Annotated in this window: 18 protein-coding genes; 8 read left to right on the forward strand and 10 right to left on the reverse strand. The window is 66.8% G+C overall.

Annotation, left to right across the window (positions count from 1 at the left end; translation table 11 throughout):
* Positions 1–20: 20 nt before the first annotated feature.
* The 3 genes from KVT32_RS04525 to ytfE all read right to left on the reverse strand — a co-directional run bounded on the left by KVT32_RS04525 (position 21) and on the right by ytfE (position 2,241).
* Positions 21–938: a DUF808 domain-containing protein gene (locus KVT32_RS04525; RefSeq protein WP_152383652.1), complete on the reverse strand. Its 918-nt coding sequence runs from the start codon at positions 936–938 to the stop codon at positions 21–23.
* 159 nt (positions 939–1,097) lie between these two features.
* Positions 1,098–1,508, reverse strand: a complete 411-nt coding sequence (locus KVT32_RS04530; protein ID WP_128827625.1) for a hemerythrin domain-containing protein — start codon at positions 1,506–1,508, stop codon at positions 1,098–1,100.
* 61 nt (positions 1,509–1,569) lie between these two features.
* Complete coding sequence (gene ytfE, locus KVT32_RS04535; RefSeq protein WP_152383651.1) at positions 1,570–2,241, reverse strand: iron-sulfur cluster repair protein YtfE; 672 nt, start codon at positions 2,239–2,241, stop codon at positions 1,570–1,572.
* 152 nt (positions 2,242–2,393) lie between these two features.
* Between ytfE and norR the strand changes: the two genes are divergently transcribed.
* Positions 2,394–3,923, forward strand: a complete 1,530-nt coding sequence (norR, locus tag KVT32_RS04540) for a nitric oxide reductase transcriptional regulator NorR (RefSeq protein ID WP_152383650.1) — start codon at positions 2,394–2,396, stop codon at positions 3,921–3,923.
* A gap of 25 nt (positions 3,924–3,948) precedes the next feature.
* Here norR and KVT32_RS04545 read toward each other — a convergent pair whose 3' ends face one another.
* Both KVT32_RS04545 and KVT32_RS04550 read right to left on the reverse strand, forming a co-directional pair.
* The gene (locus KVT32_RS04545) at positions 3,949–4,206 is read right to left on the reverse strand and encodes a hypothetical protein (RefSeq protein ID WP_056321647.1); all 258 of its coding nucleotides are present in this window, start codon (positions 4,204–4,206) and stop codon (positions 3,949–3,951) included.
* A gap of 41 nt (positions 4,207–4,247) precedes the next feature.
* Complete coding sequence (locus KVT32_RS04550) at positions 4,248–4,451, reverse strand: cold-shock protein (RefSeq protein ID WP_108005367.1); 204 nt, start codon at positions 4,449–4,451, stop codon at positions 4,248–4,250.
* 358 nt (positions 4,452–4,809) lie between these two features.
* Here KVT32_RS04550 and KVT32_RS04555 point away from each other — a divergent pair, with 358 nt between their 5' ends.
* Together KVT32_RS04555 and KVT32_RS04560 are read left to right on the forward strand one after the other, a co-directional pair.
* Positions 4,810–5,250, forward strand: a complete 441-nt coding sequence (locus KVT32_RS04555; protein WP_152383649.1) for a hypothetical protein — start codon at positions 4,810–4,812, stop codon at positions 5,248–5,250.
* 142 nt (positions 5,251–5,392) lie between these two features.
* Positions 5,393–5,992 (forward strand): LysE family translocator, encoded by a 600-nt coding sequence (locus KVT32_RS04560; RefSeq protein WP_152383648.1) that lies wholly within the window; start codon positions 5,393–5,395, stop codon positions 5,990–5,992.
* Positions 5,993–6,068: 76 nt separating this feature from the next.
* Here KVT32_RS04560 and KVT32_RS04565 read toward each other — a convergent pair whose 3' ends face one another.
* Both KVT32_RS04565 and KVT32_RS04570 read right to left on the reverse strand, forming a co-directional pair.
* Entirely contained in the window at positions 6,069–6,422 is a 354-nt protein-coding gene (locus tag KVT32_RS04565) for a hypothetical protein (protein ID WP_226848373.1), read from the reverse strand.
* 77 nt (positions 6,423–6,499) lie between these two features.
* On the reverse strand, positions 6,500–7,402 hold the full coding sequence (locus KVT32_RS04570; protein ID WP_217617751.1) for a LysR family transcriptional regulator: 903 nt from the start codon (positions 7,400–7,402) through the stop codon (positions 6,500–6,502).
* Positions 7,403–7,503: 101 nt separating this feature from the next.
* Here KVT32_RS04570 and KVT32_RS04575 point away from each other — a divergent pair, with 101 nt between their 5' ends.
* A complete protein-coding gene (locus KVT32_RS04575) occupies positions 7,504–8,835 on the forward strand; it encodes an arylsulfatase (protein ID WP_152383647.1) in 1,332 nt (443 codons plus the stop codon).
* 41 nt (positions 8,836–8,876) lie between these two features.
* Positions 8,877–9,845, forward strand: coding sequence for a tripartite tricarboxylate transporter substrate binding protein (locus KVT32_RS04580; protein WP_063955328.1), 969 nt, complete (start codon positions 8,877–8,879; stop codon positions 9,843–9,845).
* 43 nt (positions 9,846–9,888) lie between these two features.
* Here KVT32_RS04580 and KVT32_RS04585 read toward each other — a convergent pair whose 3' ends face one another.
* Complete coding sequence (locus KVT32_RS04585) at positions 9,889–10,629, reverse strand: SDR family oxidoreductase (RefSeq protein ID WP_056321629.1); 741 nt, start codon at positions 10,627–10,629, stop codon at positions 9,889–9,891.
* Between the two features lie 40 nt (positions 10,630–10,669).
* Positions 10,670–12,010 carry a CitMHS family transporter gene (locus KVT32_RS04590; protein ID WP_056321627.1) on the reverse strand — a complete coding sequence of 447 codons (1,341 nt, stop codon included), beginning with the start codon at positions 12,008–12,010 and terminating at the stop codon, positions 10,670–10,672.
* A gap of 120 nt (positions 12,011–12,130) precedes the next feature.
* Here KVT32_RS04590 and KVT32_RS04595 point away from each other — a divergent pair, with 120 nt between their 5' ends.
* The 3 genes from KVT32_RS04595 to KVT32_RS04605 are packed head-to-tail and all read left to right on the forward strand — an operon-like array spanning position 12,131 to position 15,335.
* Positions 12,131–12,835, forward strand: a complete 705-nt coding sequence (locus KVT32_RS04595) for a response regulator transcription factor (protein ID WP_056321624.1) — start codon at positions 12,131–12,133, stop codon at positions 12,833–12,835.
* A 15-nt stretch (positions 12,836–12,850) separates the two neighbouring features.
* A complete protein-coding gene (locus KVT32_RS04600) occupies positions 12,851–14,272 on the forward strand; it encodes a sensor histidine kinase (RefSeq protein WP_217617752.1) in 1,422 nt (473 codons plus the stop codon).
* On the forward strand, positions 14,265–15,335 hold the full coding sequence (locus tag KVT32_RS04605; RefSeq protein ID WP_152383644.1) for an ABC transporter substrate-binding protein: 1,071 nt from the start codon (positions 14,265–14,267) through the stop codon (positions 15,333–15,335). The genes KVT32_RS04600 and KVT32_RS04605 overlap by 8 nt, the downstream gene beginning before the upstream one ends.
* Positions 15,336–15,354: 19 nt before the next feature.
* On the opposite strand, the gene KVT32_RS04610 is transcribed toward KVT32_RS04605, so the two are convergent.
* Positions 15,355–16,116 carry an SDR family NAD(P)-dependent oxidoreductase gene (locus KVT32_RS04610; RefSeq protein ID WP_217617753.1) on the reverse strand — a complete coding sequence of 254 codons (762 nt, stop codon included), beginning with the start codon at positions 16,114–16,116 and terminating at the stop codon, positions 15,355–15,357.
* Positions 16,117–16,124 lie beyond the last annotated feature (8 nt).

Raw genomic sequence — 16,124 nt, forward strand, 5'->3', positions numbered from 1 at the left:
CGCCGGGACCGGCTGGCGCATCAGCCTTTCTTGAAAAGGCGCTTGACCAGACTCACCGCGCCCAGCACGACCGCGCCGGCGACGATGCCGAACAGGGCATTGAGCAACGTGGACACCAGCGCGTGCACGACGCCGCCCCCGCCCACCGCGGCGGCGGCGTGTTCGATGGCCGCATGCACGGGGGGAATGCCGTGGGTCAGGATGGCGCCGCCGACCATGAACATGGCGGCCGTGCCGACCACGGACAGGGTCTTCATCAGGTAAGGCGCCGCGCCCACGATCCGCTCGCCCAGCCAGGCCACCGCGCGCGACGATTTCTGGCTCAGGTGCAAGCCCAGGTCATCGAGCTTGACGATGCCCGCGACCAGGCCGTAGACGCCCACCGTCATCGCAATGGCAATGATGGACAGCACCGCGACCTGCCGTGTGAAGTCGGCGCCCGCCACCGCGCCCAGGCTGATGACGATGATTTCCGCCGACAGGATGAAGTCGGTGCGCACCGCGCCTTTGATCTTGGTCTTCTCGAACGCGACCATGTCGACCGACCGGTTCTGCAGCGCCTCGGAGAGCGCGGCGTGATGCCCTTCCGGGGATTCGCCGTGCGACAGGAACTTGTGCGCCAGCTTCTCGACGCCTTCGTAGCAAAGAAAGGCGCCGCCCAACATCAGGAGCGGCGTGATCGCCCAGGGTGCGAAGGCGCTGATGAGCAGCGCCGCAGGCACCAGGATCAGCTTGTTGATGAAGGAACCCTTGGCCACCGCCCAGACGACGGGAAGCTCGCGGTTGACGGGCACGCCGCTGACCTGCTGGGCGTTGAGCGCCAGGTCGTCGCCCAGCACGCCCGCCGTCTTCTTGGCGGCCACCTTCGTCATGACGGAAACGTCATCCAGGATGGTGGCGATATCGTCGAACAACGCGAAAAAGCTGCTTCCGGCCATCAAGATCCCCAGGCGCCTAATAAGGTGCTCCGAGTGTACAGGCGGCGGCCGGCGGATTCATGCAACCGAGCTGTCGGTTTTCATTCCGTTTGTGTCCGGATCGGGGCGGGTTGCGCGCCGTGCGCGCCGCCGCGTCTGAAGCGTCTGGCGGGTCTGGCGCTACATCGCCTCGATGCGGGGATAGAGATCGCGGTTTTCGCGCTGCATGCGCTCGTGCACCCGGCGCAGCACGGTGTTGGCGTCGTCGCGAAAACCCCGCTCGTCCAGTTCCAGGCTGCGCGCATTGTTCCAGCGCTTGGCGAAGCCTTCGTAGGCGGCGGCGATGGCGTCCATCTCTTCCTGGAATTCGCGTCCCTTTCGCGCCAGGTCGGCGTCCGCGCTGCGCGCCACTGCGGGATACAGCGCGCGGTCCTCGACCGCCAGATGCAGTTTGATGGTGGCGCTCATGGCGACGATGCCCTGGGCGATCTCGGCCGCGTTGCGCGCCACGCCGGCAAGGGCCAGCTTGCGCAGCGACGCGATGCCTTCAAGGATATCCACGTGCTGCTGCTTGAATTTGTCGATGTTCATACGGACCTTCCCTGCTGATGCCGCGGGGCCGGCAGGCCCCGCCCTTCCTTGCCGCGCGCCGTCAGGCCGGCGCGCGCGCTCCTGCGTTCTCGAAGAGGATGTTGTTTTCCAGGTGGATGTGCGCCATCAGATCTTCCTTGAACTGGCGAATGCCCAGGTAAAGCGCGCGCCAGGTATTGCAGGCCGCACGCGGCAGGGTCACGTTGTTGGTCAGCGCCATCAGGCGTTCGAGCGCCACGCCGTGGTCGTCGTGTTCCGTGCGCATGACCATGATCGGCATGGTGGCCATGGCGCCGTGGCCGCGCGCCAGCATCGGGAACAGCACCTGTTCCTCTTTCTGCATGTGGCTTTCCAGTTCCTGCTGCATGGCGCGCAGGTGATCGGCCAGGCCCGCCGGGCAGTCCGGGCTGTCGGCGTGCACCTGTTCCACCTTCAAGGCCAGGCGAATGAGTTCCGGCAATTGCTGACGGTGGACCTCGTGGTAACGCGCCAGGATGTGATCGACCAGCTCGGCCGGCGAAGCGAGCCCCCAGTCCGTTTCCTGCGAGGGGTTCTGCGCCAGGGCGATCAGGCGCGCCTCGATCTGCGCGGGATCCAGCGAACGCTGGGCTGCCGCCTCGGCCAGGCTTTTCTTGCCGCCACAGCAGAAGTCCAGTTCGAATTCGTGAAACACCTGCGTGGCGCCGGGAATGCTGCGGGCCAACTGGCCCAGGGATTGCTCAACCATGCTCATCGCGTCTCTCCATAGATCATGACGGTGCTCCTCTACTTGCGAAATCCGTGCCAGGAAAAAACTTGCGATTTATCAACCACCTGCGTTTTAAAGGGTAGATATCACCCTTCGGCGGTAGGGTTCTATTCACCTTGCAACGGTAGAATTCACCCATGCAAAATCTCCTGCTTGCCGACCTGGTCGCCGACCTGCCGCCCGCCATTCGTCTACAGCGCCTGGTCTCCAGCCTTCGAACGCATTTCCGCTGCGGCGCCGTCGCGCTGCTGCAGCTCGAAGAAGATCATTTGCGCCCCATCGCGGTGGACGGTCTGACGCAGGACGCCCTGGGCCGCCGCTTCGCCGTGCAGCAGCATCCGCGGCTGGCGGCCATCCTGGCGCGGCGCGGCGTCACCTGTTTTCACCACGACAGCACCCTGCCCGATCCCTACGACGGACTCATCAACGGCATGGCCGGCGAACCGCTGCCCGTGCACGACTGCATGGGCACCAGCCTGCACATCGAAGGCAAGACCTGGGGTGTGCTGACGCTGGACGCGCTGGAGGTCGGCACGTTCGACATGGAGGCGCAGGCCGATCTGCGCGACTACATCGTGCTGCTCGAAGCCGCGCTGCGCACCACCCGCCTGGAAGCCGAGATCCGCGCCCTGCGCGTGGCGCGCGGGCAGGCGCCGGCGGACAGCGCCGCGCCCGCCGCCAGCGAGATCCTGGGCCAGAGCGAGTCCATTGCTCGCCTGCTGCACGAGATCGAAGTCGTGGCCGATTCGGAATTGCCGATTCTGCTGCTCGGCGAGACGGGCGTGGGCAAGGAATTGTTTGCGCGCCGGGTGCACGGGCTGTCGCGCCGCCGCGACCGGCCGCTGGTGCACGTGAACTGCGCCGCGCTGCCCGAGTCCCTGGCCGAAAGCGAATTGTTCGGCCACGCAAAGGGCGCGTTTTCCGGCGCGGTGGCCGACCGGCCCGGCCGCTTTGAAGCCGCCAACGGCGGCACGCTGTTCCTGGATGAAGTCGGCGAACTGCCGCTGCTGGTGCAGGCCAAGCTGCTGCGCACCCTGCAGAACGGCGAGATCCAGCGCCTGGGCGACGACCGTCCGCGGACGGTGGACGTGCGCATCGTGGCGGCCACCAACCGCAGCCTGCGCGACCTGGTGCGTGCGGGCGATTTCCGCGCCGACCTCTACCACCGGCTGTCGGTCTATCCGATTCCCATCCCACCCCTGCGCGATCGCGGCAATGACATCCTGCTGCTGGCCGGCCGCTACCTGGAACTGAACCGCGCGCGCCTCGGGCTGCGCAGCCTGCGGCTGTCGCCGGAGGCCGAGGAAATGATGCGCCGCTACCGCTGGCCCGGCAACGTGCGCGAACTTGAACACGTCATCAGCCGGGCGGCCATCAAGGCGGTCAGCCACGGCGCGAGCCGCAACGAAATCGTCACGCTGGGCGCCAAGCTGCTGGACCTGTCCGACGGCGACATGCCCGGCGCGCTGGAAGACGATGCGGATGAGGCGCCCGCCCGCCAAGCGCCGGCGCAGTCGCTACGCGACGCGGTGGACGCCTGTCAGCGGCAGGTCATCCGCCGGGCGCTGGACACCCACGACGGCAATTGGGCCGTCGCCGCGCGCGCGCTGGATGTTGACCCCAGCAACCTGCACAAGCTGGCGCGGCGGCTGGGGTTAAAGGGCTGAAGCGTGACGCCGCGTTGGGCGCAAATCAAGCAATCCGGGCGTGCGAATCGACCACCAGACGACCGTGGGTGATTGCGGCGTCGACCGCCATTCCGGGCGTGGCAACAAACCCGCCGGCAACGAAAAGCGGCACGGCATGGGGCTCGCCAAGCCGGTCCTGATCACCCGCCAGTTCCACTGCCACGGTGGCGGTGAACGCTGGCCGATGCGCGTTCCCGACGGAAACCCGGGAGACGCTGGCGGTAAGCCGATAGCCCTTGTAGACCATATTGTTCTGATACATGGGACCTCCAATGTTCGGCGGCAGGCCTTGCGGCCCGCCACTCACAGCGCGCGGATCTGCGTCGCGTGAGGGCCCTTGGCGCCTTGCGCGGTCACATAGCTGACCCGCTGGTTTTCCAGGAGCACTTTGTGTCCGTCGCTGACGATCTGCGAGAAGTGCGCAAACAAATCCTTGCCGCCGTTCTCGGGCATGATGAAGCCAAATCCCTTGGCATCGTTGAACCACTTCACAATTCCGGTTTCCATTGACGCTTTCCTTTAAATGCGGACAGGCCGCGTAGGGAGGCCTGTCAAGGAAAGGATCGCGAACAATGAGGCGCCCCGCAAAGGGTGCAAGACCGGACGAAAATCACGATGCTCGAAAAGCTTCGGGACCACTATGGGTGCCGGGCCGGGGGAAGTCAACGCGCTTTGTGCTTATTGCGTAACCAATCAACTCAATCCTCGGGACGGCCGCGAAAAGCGCGTATGCTGGCCGCGTGGTGCTTGAAACGCGCGTTGCCTCGCCGTATCGCCATGAGGAGCAAGCCGTGATCAACCATCGCCAGAACGTCCCGCCCATCCCCCGCCCAGGCCAAGTCACCGCGTTGACCGCTGACGCCACGTGAGCCTGATCGGCAGGTCCATCGCCCGATTCGCCAAAGCGTGCGTTAAGCGCCTTCCCCCAGCGCCGGCCCCGTCCCGTGGCCCTGTCGAATCGGGACGCGATCGGCATCCGCGCCACGCCGCGATTTCATCGCCCTGGCGGATCTACCGCATCTACGCCCGCCCTGGCCATCTGCTGTTGCGCAACGAACAAGGCCAAATCCTGGATCTGGGCGTGATGAAAGGCGCCGAACCCAATCTCCGGTACCGGCTCTTTGCCCGGGACCTGCAAGGCAGGGGGTTCGCCACGCGCACGCAATTGCTTGACGACATTGCGCGGCGCATCGAGGCCGGGGAAGTCAGCCAGGAACTGCAGGTCCTGCCCGCCTGGGACAGGCCGCTGGGCGCCGATCTGGACCGGGGCACGCACACGGATGTGTCGATGAAATTCGCACGCTAGCCGGATATGCTCGCCAGTCCGCTGATGCAGGCCGACGTGACGGGGTTCGACGCACCCTCGCGCTGACGCGTGAAAGGCAATTGCATTCGGTAACAGGGCCGTGCTACAAGACGGCCCTTCCCTGTCATCCCTCGCCCGAATCATGTACACAGCCTCGACCGCCAGCCTGTTTATCGCCGGCGTCGCAGTCATTCTCGCCATGCCGGGCCCGACCAATACGCTGCTTGCCGCCGCCGGCCTGCGCCAGGGCTTTCGCCAGTCCGCGCCGCTGACGCTGGCCGAGCTTGCGGGCTATCTGATTTCAATCACGGTGTGGGGCCGCTTTCTCGGTGAAGCGGCGCAGGTGCTGCCCTGGTTGCCGGGCGTAGTCCGGGCCACCAGCAGCCTGTACATCGCCTGGCTCGCGTGGCGCATGTGGCGCGCGGCCAGCGCCGTGCCTTGCGCGGCCAAGCAAGTGATCGGCATGCGCACGCTGTTCGTTGCCACGTTGCTCAACCCGAAGGGCATTCTGTTCGCCAGCGCCATCTTTCCCGCACTGGCTTTCCAGAACTTGCCCGCGTATCTGACGGCGATGGGCGTCTTTGCGCTGCTGCTGGTGCCCATCGGCCTGGCCTGGGTGCTGTTTGGCGCGACGCTGGGCGGCGAACGGATGAAGTGGATCGATCCGGCAAAAATGCAGCGCGGCGCGTCGATCGTGCTGGGCGTGTTTTCCGCGACACTGGCCTGGTCGGTGTTTCGCTGAGCACATGTCGCACCGGCTTGAAAACCCATAGGATCCCTCGGGCGCGGCGGACCGAGCCCGCCCGCCGCCGCGGCCATCAGCCCTTGGGCATCTCGCGCTTCAAGCAGGCATTGACCACCTCGGTCACGCTCTTGCTCAGCCTTTCGCTGTCCGGCGTGGCGCTTTTGGTCGCCAGCAGTTGGTCCAGCTGCTTGAATTCTTCGTACGGCACGGATTTCTGCAAACCGTCGACCATGCAATTGCAATAACTGGCGGCCTTCGCGTCCACTTCCGGCGAGGCCTGGACCCGGGACTTGAAGCCCGCGACGCACGAACTATAGGTTTCGCGCTGGACCTCGGGCGGATAGGCCTCTTTCTTGCCGCACGCGGCAAGCGCCGCCAACGACATCAGCCCCACGCCCGCCGCGACCCGCAATGACGTTCCAGCCATGAGCCCCGCTCCTGATGAATTGAAAGCGGACCATTGTGGCATAGGCGAAACCCGCCATTGCGCCCCAGCCGCCGAGCTCAGCCCATGCCCGCTGCGCAATCCAGGATGGCGCGCCGGAATTCATGCATCAACGGCGACCAGGCGGTCCCCTGCCGCGAAATCAGCGCAATGGCGCGCGGCAGCGGCCGGCCCAGCGCCACCGGCAGCGCGACGACGTCCGCCTCAGCCTCCAGCGCGCTTTGCGGCAGCAGCGCCAGCAGGTCCGTCTGCGCCAGCAACGCCAGCGTGCCCTTGGAAAAGTGCTCGACTTCCAGCGCCGCAGCGGGCAATGGCAAGTTGCTTTCCGCGTACCGCGAATCCAGGGCCTTGCGTGCAATCGAGGAAGGCTTGGGAAGAATCCACCGCAGGTCCGCCAGATCGCGCAACGCCAGCTTGCGGCGCGCGGCCAGCGGATGATGACGGCTGGCCGCCACGCACAGCCGGTCTTCCATGATCGGTTCATGGTGCAGGGTCGAAGGCACGTCCGCATAGATGGGCGTCACGGCCAGGTCCAGCTTGCCGCTGGCGACCTGCTCGTTCAGGTCATCGGATAACCCCTGCGTCAATTGCACCCGCAACGCCGGTCGGCGCGGCAGCAGGTGCCGCATCGCGGGCATCGCCACGCTGTCGATGGTGGCGCCCGTCACCCCGACGCGCAGCAATCCCGCCTGCCCCACGCGCAATTCCGCCGCGTGACGCATGGCGTCCAGGTATTCGGCCCAGAGCCGCTTGGCATGTTTCAGAAACACCAGTCCGGCCGACGTCAGGCGCAGCCCACGGCCGCTGCGGTCCAGCAACGCAAGACCCGTATCGGCTTCCAGCCGCTGCAGCGACTTCGACAGCGCCGGCTGGCTGACGCCAAACGACGCCGCGGCGCGTTCCAGGTTGCCGTACTCGACGGCGGCCAGGAAGTACTCGATATCCCGCAGCGACAGATTCATAACCAAAGTTCATTCATTTACGTACTTTCGGGAATATAACGGCCACCCTGCCCTCCTAGAATCCTGGGATCAACCCGAGCATTCACCGAGGCGAGAGCACAATGGAACACAAGCCGAACATCGTCTTGATCGTGGCCGACAACCTGGGATGGGGCGAACTTGGGTGCTACGGCGGCGGCGCCCTGCGCGGCGCACCCACCCCGAACATCGACCGCCTGGCCGCCGAGGGCCTGCTGCTGCAGAACTTCAACGTGGAAAGCGACTGCGTGCCCACGCGCTCGGCGCTGATGAGCGGCCGTCACCCCATCCGCACGGGCTGCCTGCAATCCGTGCCGCCCGGCCTGCCGCAAGGGCTTACGCGCGACGAGATCACGCTGGCGCAACAACTATCGGGCCAGGGCTACGCCACCGCGCATTTCGGCAAATGGCACCTGGGCGACATCCCCGGCCGCTATCCCAGCGACCGCGGCTTTGACGAGTGGTACGGCATCCCTCGCACCACCGACGAAAGCCAGTTCACGTCGTCGATCGGCTTCGATCCCTCGGTGGCGGACATTCCGCACATCATGCAAGGCGAAGCCGGCGGGCCGTCGGAGAACGTCAAGGTCTACGATCTGGATACGCGGCGCGGCATCGACGCCGAACTGGTGGACCGGTCCATCGGTTTCATGCGCAAGCACGCCGAGGCGGCGCGCCCGTTTTTCTTGTATCTGCCGCTGGTGCATCTGCACTTTCCCACCCTGCCGCACCCCGACTTTGCCGGGCGCACGGGCGCGGGCGACTTTGCGGACTCGATGGTCGAAATGGACCACCGCGTCGGCCAGATCGTGCAGGCCGTGGACGCGCTGAACCTGCGCGATGACACCGTGTTCATCTTCTGCAGCGACAACGGCCCTGAATACCGCAAGCCTTATCGCGGCACTGCAGGGCCCTGGAGCGGCACCTACCATACCGCCATGGAAGGCAGCCTGCGCGTGCCCTTCATCATCCGCTGGCCCGGCCGCGTGCAGCCGGGCCAGGTGTCCAACGAGATGGTCCACGTGACCGATCTGTACACCACGCTGTCCCGCATCGGAGGCGCCGGCATTCCGCAGGACCGGCCCATCGACGGCATCGACCAGACCGACTTCTTTACCGGCGCCAGCCCGAAATCGCTGCGCGAGGGATTCCTGTTCTACATCAAGGGCGACCTGCGCGCCGTGAAATGGCGCGACTGGAAGCTGCACTTCTACTGGGAGCCCGAGGTCAACGAGGGCAAGGGAAAACTGGAATCCCCGTATCTGTTCAATCTGATTCAGGACCCGAAGGAGGAAAGCGACATTCTCATCTTCAATACCTGGGTGCTCGGCCCCATCCTGAAAATGGTGCAGGCGTTCAACCAGTCGTGCGCTGAACATCCGAACACGCCGCCCGGCAAGCGGGATCCCGGCTGAGCGCAAGACGAATCACCGATAGCAGAAATCAAGGGGAAAACATGAAATTCGCTATCCAATGCTGCGCGATGCTCCTGAGCATCGCCCTGCCCGCCGCGGCCGCCACGGCGGCCGACAGCAATTCTCAATGGCCTGCCAAACAGATCACGTGGGTGGTGGGCTTCGTGCCCGGCGGCACGGCGGACGTGCTGACCCGTATCGCGGCGCAGGAACTGGCGCGCCAGACCGGCCTGAATGTCATCGTGGAAAACCGTCCCGGCGCCTCGGGGGCGATCGCGCTTCAACTGGTTGCGCGCAGCAAGGCCGCCGACGGCTATCTGATCACCGTGCCGGGCCCGCTCATCTACCCGACGCCACAACCCGACATCGGCCGCGAGCTGGCCCCCGTGATGCTGATGGCGCAAGGCCCCATGGTCATCGTCGGCCCCGCCCGCAACGCCAAGAACAGCCTGCAGGACGTGCTGGCCGATGCCCGGCGCCAGCCCGAAGCCTGGAGCTATGGCAGCTCGGGCAACGGCACCTCGCAGAACCTCGCGGGCGAATTGCTGAATCAATACGCCGGCACCCGCATCGTGCATGTGCCATACAAGGGCGGCGGTCAGGCGGTGGCGGACGTTGCCGGCGGACAGATTCCGCTGGCCATCCTGGGATCCGCGCCGGTCATGCCGCAGATCAAGTCCGGCGCACTGAAGGCTTACGCCGTGACGACACCCTATCGCCTGGACAGCCTGCCCGACGTGCCCACGGTGGAGGAATCGGGCTTCAAGGGCTACGCCGCGACGCAATGGTTTTCGGTGGCGGCCAGCAATGCCATCACGAGCGAACAGCTTGAACCCATCAACGCCGCGCTGCGCGCCGCGGTCGCCACGCCCGCGTTCAAGGCGGCGGTCGACAACGCCGGCATGCTGGCCGGCGGCGGCTCGCGGGAAGACCTGCTGAAGTTCATCCAGGCGGACAACGCCAAGTGGAAGGCCCTGATCGACAGCGGCGCGGTGAAACTGGCGAACTAAGGGGCTGGCGCACTGCGGGGCTGGCGCACTGCGGGGCCGGGCATCAGCTCATGTACACGCCGCCATTGATGGCGTAGTTGGCGCCGGTGACGAACGCCGCCTCGTCCGAGGCCAGCCACGCGCACAGCCCGGCCAGATCCTGCGCGGTGCCCAACCTGCCGACCGGCACGCTTTCGACGATGCGGTCCAGCAGCGCGGGCGGGAAGGCGCGGACGGTGTCGTCGGCGATGAAACCCGGCGACACCAGGTTCACCGTCACGCCGCGCGCCGCGACTTCCTGCGCGAGCGAACGGGTGAAGCCGATGACGGCGCCCTTGGCGGTCGCGTAGTTGATCTGGCCGATCTGGCCTTTTTCGGCCGCCACCGATCCGATGTTGATGATCCGCCCCCAGCCTCGGTCCGCCATGCTGTCGACGACCTGCTTGGTGCTGTTAAAGAGCGTGTCCAGATTGCTGCGCAGGACGGCCGACCAGTCGGCGTGGCCCATCTGCCGAAAGCGCATGTCCAGCATGGACCCGGCGTTGTTGACCAGCACATCGATCTCGCCGACCTCGCGGCGGACCTTGGCGAACGCGGCCTCGGTCGAGGCCCAGTCGGTGGCGTCGCCTTCCGAGGCGATGAAGTCGTAACCCAGCGACTTCTGTTCCTTCAGCCAGTGGTCCTTGCGGGATGAGCGCGGACCGCAGCCGGCCACCACGCGATGGCCGGCGCGGTGCAGCGCCTGGCAGATCGCGGTGCCGGTATGGCCCATGCCGCTGGTGACGTACGCAATGCGCAAAGCCATGGTGCTTCCTTTGAATGTCGTGCGGCAGGCGCCGCGGGAATCAGGCGGCGGCGCCGACCAGCGGAAACAGGCCGAACGCCAGCGCGGCCGCCAGCATCACCAGGCAGACCATCGTGGCCCACTTCAGCGAATAGCGCTGGTGATCGCCGAATTCCACCCCGGCCAGGCCGACGAGCAGGTAGGTCGACGGCACGAGCGGGCTGAGCAGATGGACGGGCTGGCCGATCAGGGAGGCGCGCGCCATTTCCACGGGCGAGATGCCGTAGCCCTGCGCCGCTTCGCTCAGGATGGGCAGCACGCCGAAGTAGAAGGCATCGTTGGACATGAAGAACGTGAACGGCAGGCTGACCAGCGCGGTGATGCCCGCCAGGTACGGTCCCAGCGCGTCGGGAATCACGGCGAGCAGGCTGCGCGACATGGCTTCGACCATGCCGGTGCCCGACAGGATGCCGGTGAAGATGCCCGCCGCGAAGATCAGCGACACCACCGACAGCACGTTGCCGGCATGCTGCGCCACGCGGCGGCGCTGCTCGGCCAGGTTCGGGTAGTTGATGATGAGCGCAACCGCGAACGCAATCATGAACAGCACGGGTAGCGGCAGCACGCCCAGCACCAGGCTCACCATCAGCGCCAGCGTCAGGCCCGCGTTCACCCACAGCAGCTTCGGACGGCGCAGGTCGTGATCCACTTCGATCTCGGGCAGGTTCTTGGGGCCGTCCTCGTCGTACCCGGCGTGCAGGGACGCGCCATCGGGCAGCGACAGCACACCGAGGCGGCGGCGCTCGCGCAGGCCCAGGAAGAACGCCAGGATCAGGATAGCCACGATCGCCACGCCCATCACCGGCACCAGCGGCACGAAGATGTCGCCCGCGTCCACATGCAGGGCGCTGGCCGCCCGCGCGGTCGGGCCGCCCCACGGCGTCAGGTTCATGACGCCGCTGGCCAGCATCGCCAGGCAGGTCATGGACAGCGCGTTCATCTTCAGGCGCCGGTACAGCGGCAACATCGACGCCACCACGATCATGTAGGTGGTCGACCCGTCCCCGTCCAGCGAGATCACCAGCGCCAGCACGGTCGTGCCCACCACGATCTTGAGCGGATCGCCCTTCACCGCGCGCAGGATGCGGCCGACGATGGGGTCGAACAGGCCCGCGTCGATCATCACGCCGAAGTACAGGATGGCGAACATCAGCATCACGCCGGTCGGCGCGATTTTGCGGATGCCGTCCAGCATCATCTTGTCGATGCCGCCGCCAAAGCCGCCCAGCAGCGCAAAGATAATGGGGACAAGGATGAGGGCGACCAGCGGCGAAAGGCGCTTGGTCATGATCAGCGTCATGAACGTGATCACCATGCCGAAGCCAAGCAGGGTCAGAAGCATGAGGGTTATCTCCAGCTAGTCGTTGTTATGTGCTGCCTCCGGCGGGGGGAAGCAGGATCGCAAGACTAGGAAGAAAAGCTGTCTGGAACCTGTCGTTTTTTGCTATGCGACAATCGCGCCATGCGCATTCTGGTAATCGAAGACGACGAGGATCTTTCCGACGCACTCGTGCGCCGGCTGCGCCGTCTTGGCCACGCGGTCGACAGCCAGAATGACGGCCTGAGCGCCGATGGCGTCCTGCAGTACGAGACCTTCGATCTGGTCATCCTGGACATCGGCCTACCTCGAATGTCGGGCTTTGACATCCTGCACCGGCTGCGCGACCGCGGCAGCAAGACGCCCGTGCTTGCGCTGACCGCGCGCATCGACATCGAGGACCGCGTCCACGCCCTGGATACCGGCGCGGACGACTACCTTGCCAAGCCCTTCGATTTCCGCGAACTGGAAGCCCGCTGCCGCGCGCTGCTGCGCCGCCCCAGTCCGCAAGCCACGGGCGTCCTGCGATTCGGCGACCTGGTCATCGACAGCGCCGCGCGGCAGGTGACGCTGGCGGGCCGGCGCATCGAGCTGCCCAAGCGCGAATTCAGCCTGCTGGAAATCCTGCTGGCCGGCATGAACCGCGCCGTCAGCAAATCGGAAATCGCGAACAAGCTGTTCGCCTTCGATGACGACGCCGCGCCCAACGCCATCGAGGTCTACATCGCGCGGCTGCGCCGCAAGCTGGAAGGCTCGCCGCTGCGCATCGAAACGCAACGCGGCACCGGCTACCTGCTGACGGCCGCCGGCGGCGCGCAGGACGAGCCCCCTACCCCGCCGTCACCGTAGCGGTCCCGCGCCACCATGATCTGGCCGCGCCCCGAGCAGCCTCGCCGCATTTCCGTCCGCCGCCGGCTGCTGACCGTGCTGGGGATGCTGTTCGCGGCCGGGCTGGCTGCGATCTACCTGCTGCTGCGCGGCTACGCGCACCAGACCGCCGACACCACCTACGATCAATTGCTGCGCGCGTCCGTGCTGTCCATGTCCGACAGCCTGCAGCTCGTGCAGGGCGAGTGGCAGATGGACATGCCCTACGCGGCGCTTGCCCTACTGGAGCAGGCGCCGCGCGATCGCGTGTTCTACCGGGTGGCCTCGGCGCGCGGCGCGCTGATTTCCGGTTACGGCGACCTGCCCGCGCCGCCCGCGCGCGGCAACGCCGACGCCAGCACGCCGCAGCTTTACGCGGCCGAATACCAAGGCGAACCGGTGCGCGTCGCGTGGATGGAACGCAAGGTGGCGGGCCCGCAAGAGACCGAAACCGCGATCATCCAGGTCGCCCAGACACGCGAGGCGCGCAACGCGCTGGCCGAACGCATTCTGTGGCAAGGCACGCTGGCGCTGATCGGCTTTACCGCCGCCGCGCTGGCGCTGGCCTATTGGGGATTGCAGCGGTCGCTCTCGCCGATCCAGCGGGTCGAGCGCGAGCTGGCTGGCCGCTCGGCGTCGGACCTGCATCCCATTGCGGCGCCGGTGCCTGAAGAGCTGGACATGCTGGTCCAGTCGCTGGACGGCTTCATGGCGCGGCTGTCGGAAAACCTGGACACGCTGCGCCTGTTCATTGCCGAGGCCGCGCACCAGCTGCGCACGCCGCTGGCCGCGCTGCATGCGCAGATGGAAGTCGCGCTGGACGAGGACGACCCGATGGAGCAGCGGCGCAGCCTCGCGGCCGTGCTGCGCAACGCCGAAAAACTGTCGCGGCTGGTCAACCAGCTGCTCAGCGACGCCAGCGTCATCCATCGCAGCAACGTCAGGCAGTTCCAGCCGGTCGACGTGGCCGAGCTGCTGAGCCAGGCCGTCTACGACACGGTTCCGCAGGCCGATCCCCAGCCCGACGTCCGGCTGCACCTGCCGTCCCCTGGCGACGAAACGCCCCGCGTGCAGGGCGACAGCCTGATGCTGCGCGAAGCGTTCAAGAATCTGATCGACAACGCCTTGCGCCACGGCGCCAACGAGGACGGCTACATCGACGTTCGCCTGGAACGGCATGACGGCGGCTGGCGCATCACGGTGTCCGATCAGGGGCCGGGCATCCCGCCGGCGCTGGCCAACACCGCCTTCGAACGCTTTGCGCGCGGTCCCAATCCGCGCGCGCCCGGCGCGGGCCTGGGCCTGTCGATCATCAAGCGCGTCGTCGACATCCACGGCGGCACGCTCAGCCTGAGCAACCGCGTGGGCGGCGGGCTGGACGCCGTCATCACATTGCCTGGAGGCCCCGGTCATGCGTGACGCCCTGACCTTCCTGCGCGGCCTGGCCGCAAGCGCCGCGCTGACGCTGGCCGCGATCGGCCACGCCGCCGAAGTCAGCAGCAGCGGCCTGACCCTGGGCCCCGCCGACAGCAGCAACGTGCTGGTCGTGCATGCGTCCAACAGCGTGCAGGTGTTTCGCGGCGTGCTGGAAGACTTCAGCCGGCTCAACCCCTCCGTGCGGCTGGAGTACACCGAGCTGTCCACGCAGGAGCTCTACCGCGAGACCGTGGACCGCGCGGCGAGGTCGCCCGGCGTTCCGTCCGGGCCCGACATCGTCATCAGCAGCGCGATGGACCTGCAGACCAAGCTGGTCAACGACGGCTACGCCCGCGTGCACCTATCGCCGCAGACGCGCGCCCTGCCCGGCTGGGCCAACTGGCGCGACGAGGTCTTCAGCATCGGCACCGACCCCATCGTCATGGTCTACAACACGCAAAAGCTTGACGCCGCGCGCGTGCCGCACACCCGCCGCGAACTGCTGTCGCTGCTGCAGGCGCCCGACCAGCCGCTGGCCGGCCGCATCTCCACCTACGACGTGCAGGGCAGCGGCATCGGCTATCTGGCGGCCACGCAGGACACGCGGCTCGACAGCATGGCCGGCGCCCTGCTCGCCGCCTTTGGCCGCAATGGCGTGTCCATCCACGAGTCCACCGAACATGCGCTGGACAAGCTGGAAAGCGGCGAGGTCACGCTGGCCTACAACCTGCTGGAATCCTATACGCGGCACCGCATCGACAACGGCGCGCCGCTTGCGATCATCTACCCGCAGGACTACACGCTGATGCTGTCGCGCTCGGCCATCATTCCGCGCCAGGCGCCACGCAGCGACCTGGGCGCGCTGTTCCTGGACTACCTGCTGTCGGCGCGCGGCCAGGACGCGCTGGCCCGGGAATCCGGCATGCGCCCGGTCAGCGCGTCGATCGTGCCCGCGGCCGGCGTGCGGCCTGTCGCCTTGGGCGTCGGCCTGCTGGTGTACCTGGACCCGCTCAAGAAACGCCACTTCCTGGACCTGTGGCGCGCGGCGATCTTTCCGCCGCGCTGATGCCGCGCCGGCAGCCGGTCTAGCGCAGGGCGACGCTCATGCCGCCGTCGGCCATCACCACCGCGCCCACGATGTAGCTCGCCTTCTCCGAGGCCAGGAATGCAATCACCTCCGCGATCTCGCGCGGCTCGGCGGCTCGCCGGATTGGCGCGTTGCGGCCATGCTCGGCCAGGAACTTCGGCCCGTCGGCGTGAATATGGTTGGTGATGTTGGTGACCACGTCGCCCGATCCCACGGCGTTCACGCGGATGCCATGGTCGATGGCTTCCAGCGACAGCGCGCGGGTCAACTGCGCCAGCGCCCCCTTGGACGCCGCGTAGGCCGCGATCGTCGGAAACGCCTGATAGCACGCGTAGGATCCGACGTTGACGATGGCGCCGCGTCCGGCCGGCGCCATCACGCGCATGGCCTCGCGGGAAAACAGGAAGGCGCCCGTGGCGTTCACGGCCAGGATGCCGTTCCAGTCGTCCAGCGTCATGTCGATCACCGGCTTGTTGATGATGATGCCGGCGTTGTTCACCAGAATGTCCAGCCGGCCGAAGCGGTCGATGGCCGCCGCCACGGCCTGCACGGCGCTGTCTTCCTTCGCGATGTCGGCCGCCAGCGGTTCGACGCCGGGCCGGGCCAGCGCGCGCACGGCCTCGTCCCGATCCACCGCCACGACGCGCGCGCCCTGCGCATGCAGGAGTTCCAGCGTGGCCAGGCCGATGCCGCTGGCGGCTCCGGTCACGATGGCCGTCTGGCCGGCAAAGGGTTGCGCTGCGAAAATCGTTGTCGTCATGATGGGAT

Source organism: Achromobacter sp. GbtcB20 (assembly GCF_019091095.1).
GTDB classification, from domain to species: domain Bacteria; phylum Pseudomonadota; class Gammaproteobacteria; order Burkholderiales; family Burkholderiaceae_B; genus Achromobacter; species Achromobacter mucicolens.

Excerpts from the sequence above, each read along its gene's own strand:
- KVT32_RS04550 (WP_108005367.1), bottom strand. The coding sequence starts at position 4,451 with ATGGAAACCGGAATTGTGAAGTGGTTCAACGATGCCAAGGGATTTGGC.
- KVT32_RS04565 (WP_226848373.1), bottom strand. The coding sequence starts at position 6,422 with ATGGCTGGAACGTCATTGCGGGTCGCGGCGGGCGTGGGGCTGATGTCG.
- KVT32_RS04590 (WP_056321627.1), bottom strand. The coding sequence starts at position 12,010 with ATGCTTCTGACCCTGCTTGGCTTCGGCATGGTGATCACGTTCATGACG.
- KVT32_RS04585 (WP_056321629.1), bottom strand. The coding sequence starts at position 10,629 with ATGGCTTTGCGCATTGCGTACGTCACCAGCGGCATGGGCCATACCGGC.
- KVT32_RS04580 (WP_063955328.1), top strand. The coding sequence starts at position 8,877 with ATGAAATTCGCTATCCAATGCTGCGCGATGCTCCTGAGCATCGCCCTG.
- KVT32_RS04570 (WP_217617751.1), bottom strand. The coding sequence starts at position 7,402 with ATGAATCTGTCGCTGCGGGATATCGAGTACTTCCTGGCCGCCGTCGAG.
- ytfE (WP_152383651.1), bottom strand. The coding sequence starts at position 2,241 with ATGAGCATGGTTGAGCAATCCCTGGGCCAGTTGGCCCGCAGCATTCCC.
- KVT32_RS04575 (WP_152383647.1), top strand. The coding sequence starts at position 7,504 with ATGGAACACAAGCCGAACATCGTCTTGATCGTGGCCGACAACCTGGGA.
- KVT32_RS04530 (WP_128827625.1), bottom strand. The coding sequence starts at position 1,508 with ATGAACATCGACAAATTCAAGCAGCAGCACGTGGATATCCTTGAAGGC.
- KVT32_RS04600 (WP_217617752.1), top strand. The coding sequence starts at position 12,851 with ATGATCTGGCCGCGCCCCGAGCAGCCTCGCCGCATTTCCGTCCGCCGC.
- KVT32_RS04525 (WP_152383652.1), bottom strand. The coding sequence starts at position 938 with ATGGCCGGAAGCAGCTTTTTCGCGTTGTTCGACGATATCGCCACCATC.
- KVT32_RS04595 (WP_056321624.1), top strand. The coding sequence starts at position 12,131 with ATGCGCATTCTGGTAATCGAAGACGACGAGGATCTTTCCGACGCACTC.
- KVT32_RS04560 (WP_152383648.1), top strand. The coding sequence starts at position 5,393 with ATGTACACAGCCTCGACCGCCAGCCTGTTTATCGCCGGCGTCGCAGTC.
- KVT32_RS04605 (WP_152383644.1), top strand. The coding sequence starts at position 14,265 with ATGCGTGACGCCCTGACCTTCCTGCGCGGCCTGGCCGCAAGCGCCGCG.
- KVT32_RS04545 (WP_056321647.1), bottom strand. The coding sequence starts at position 4,206 with ATGTATCAGAACAATATGGTCTACAAGGGCTATCGGCTTACCGCCAGC.
- KVT32_RS04610 (WP_217617753.1), bottom strand. The coding sequence starts at position 16,116 with ATGACGACAACGATTTTCGCAGCGCAACCCTTTGCCGGCCAGACGGCC.
- norR (WP_152383650.1), top strand. The coding sequence starts at position 2,394 with ATGCAAAATCTCCTGCTTGCCGACCTGGTCGCCGACCTGCCGCCCGCC.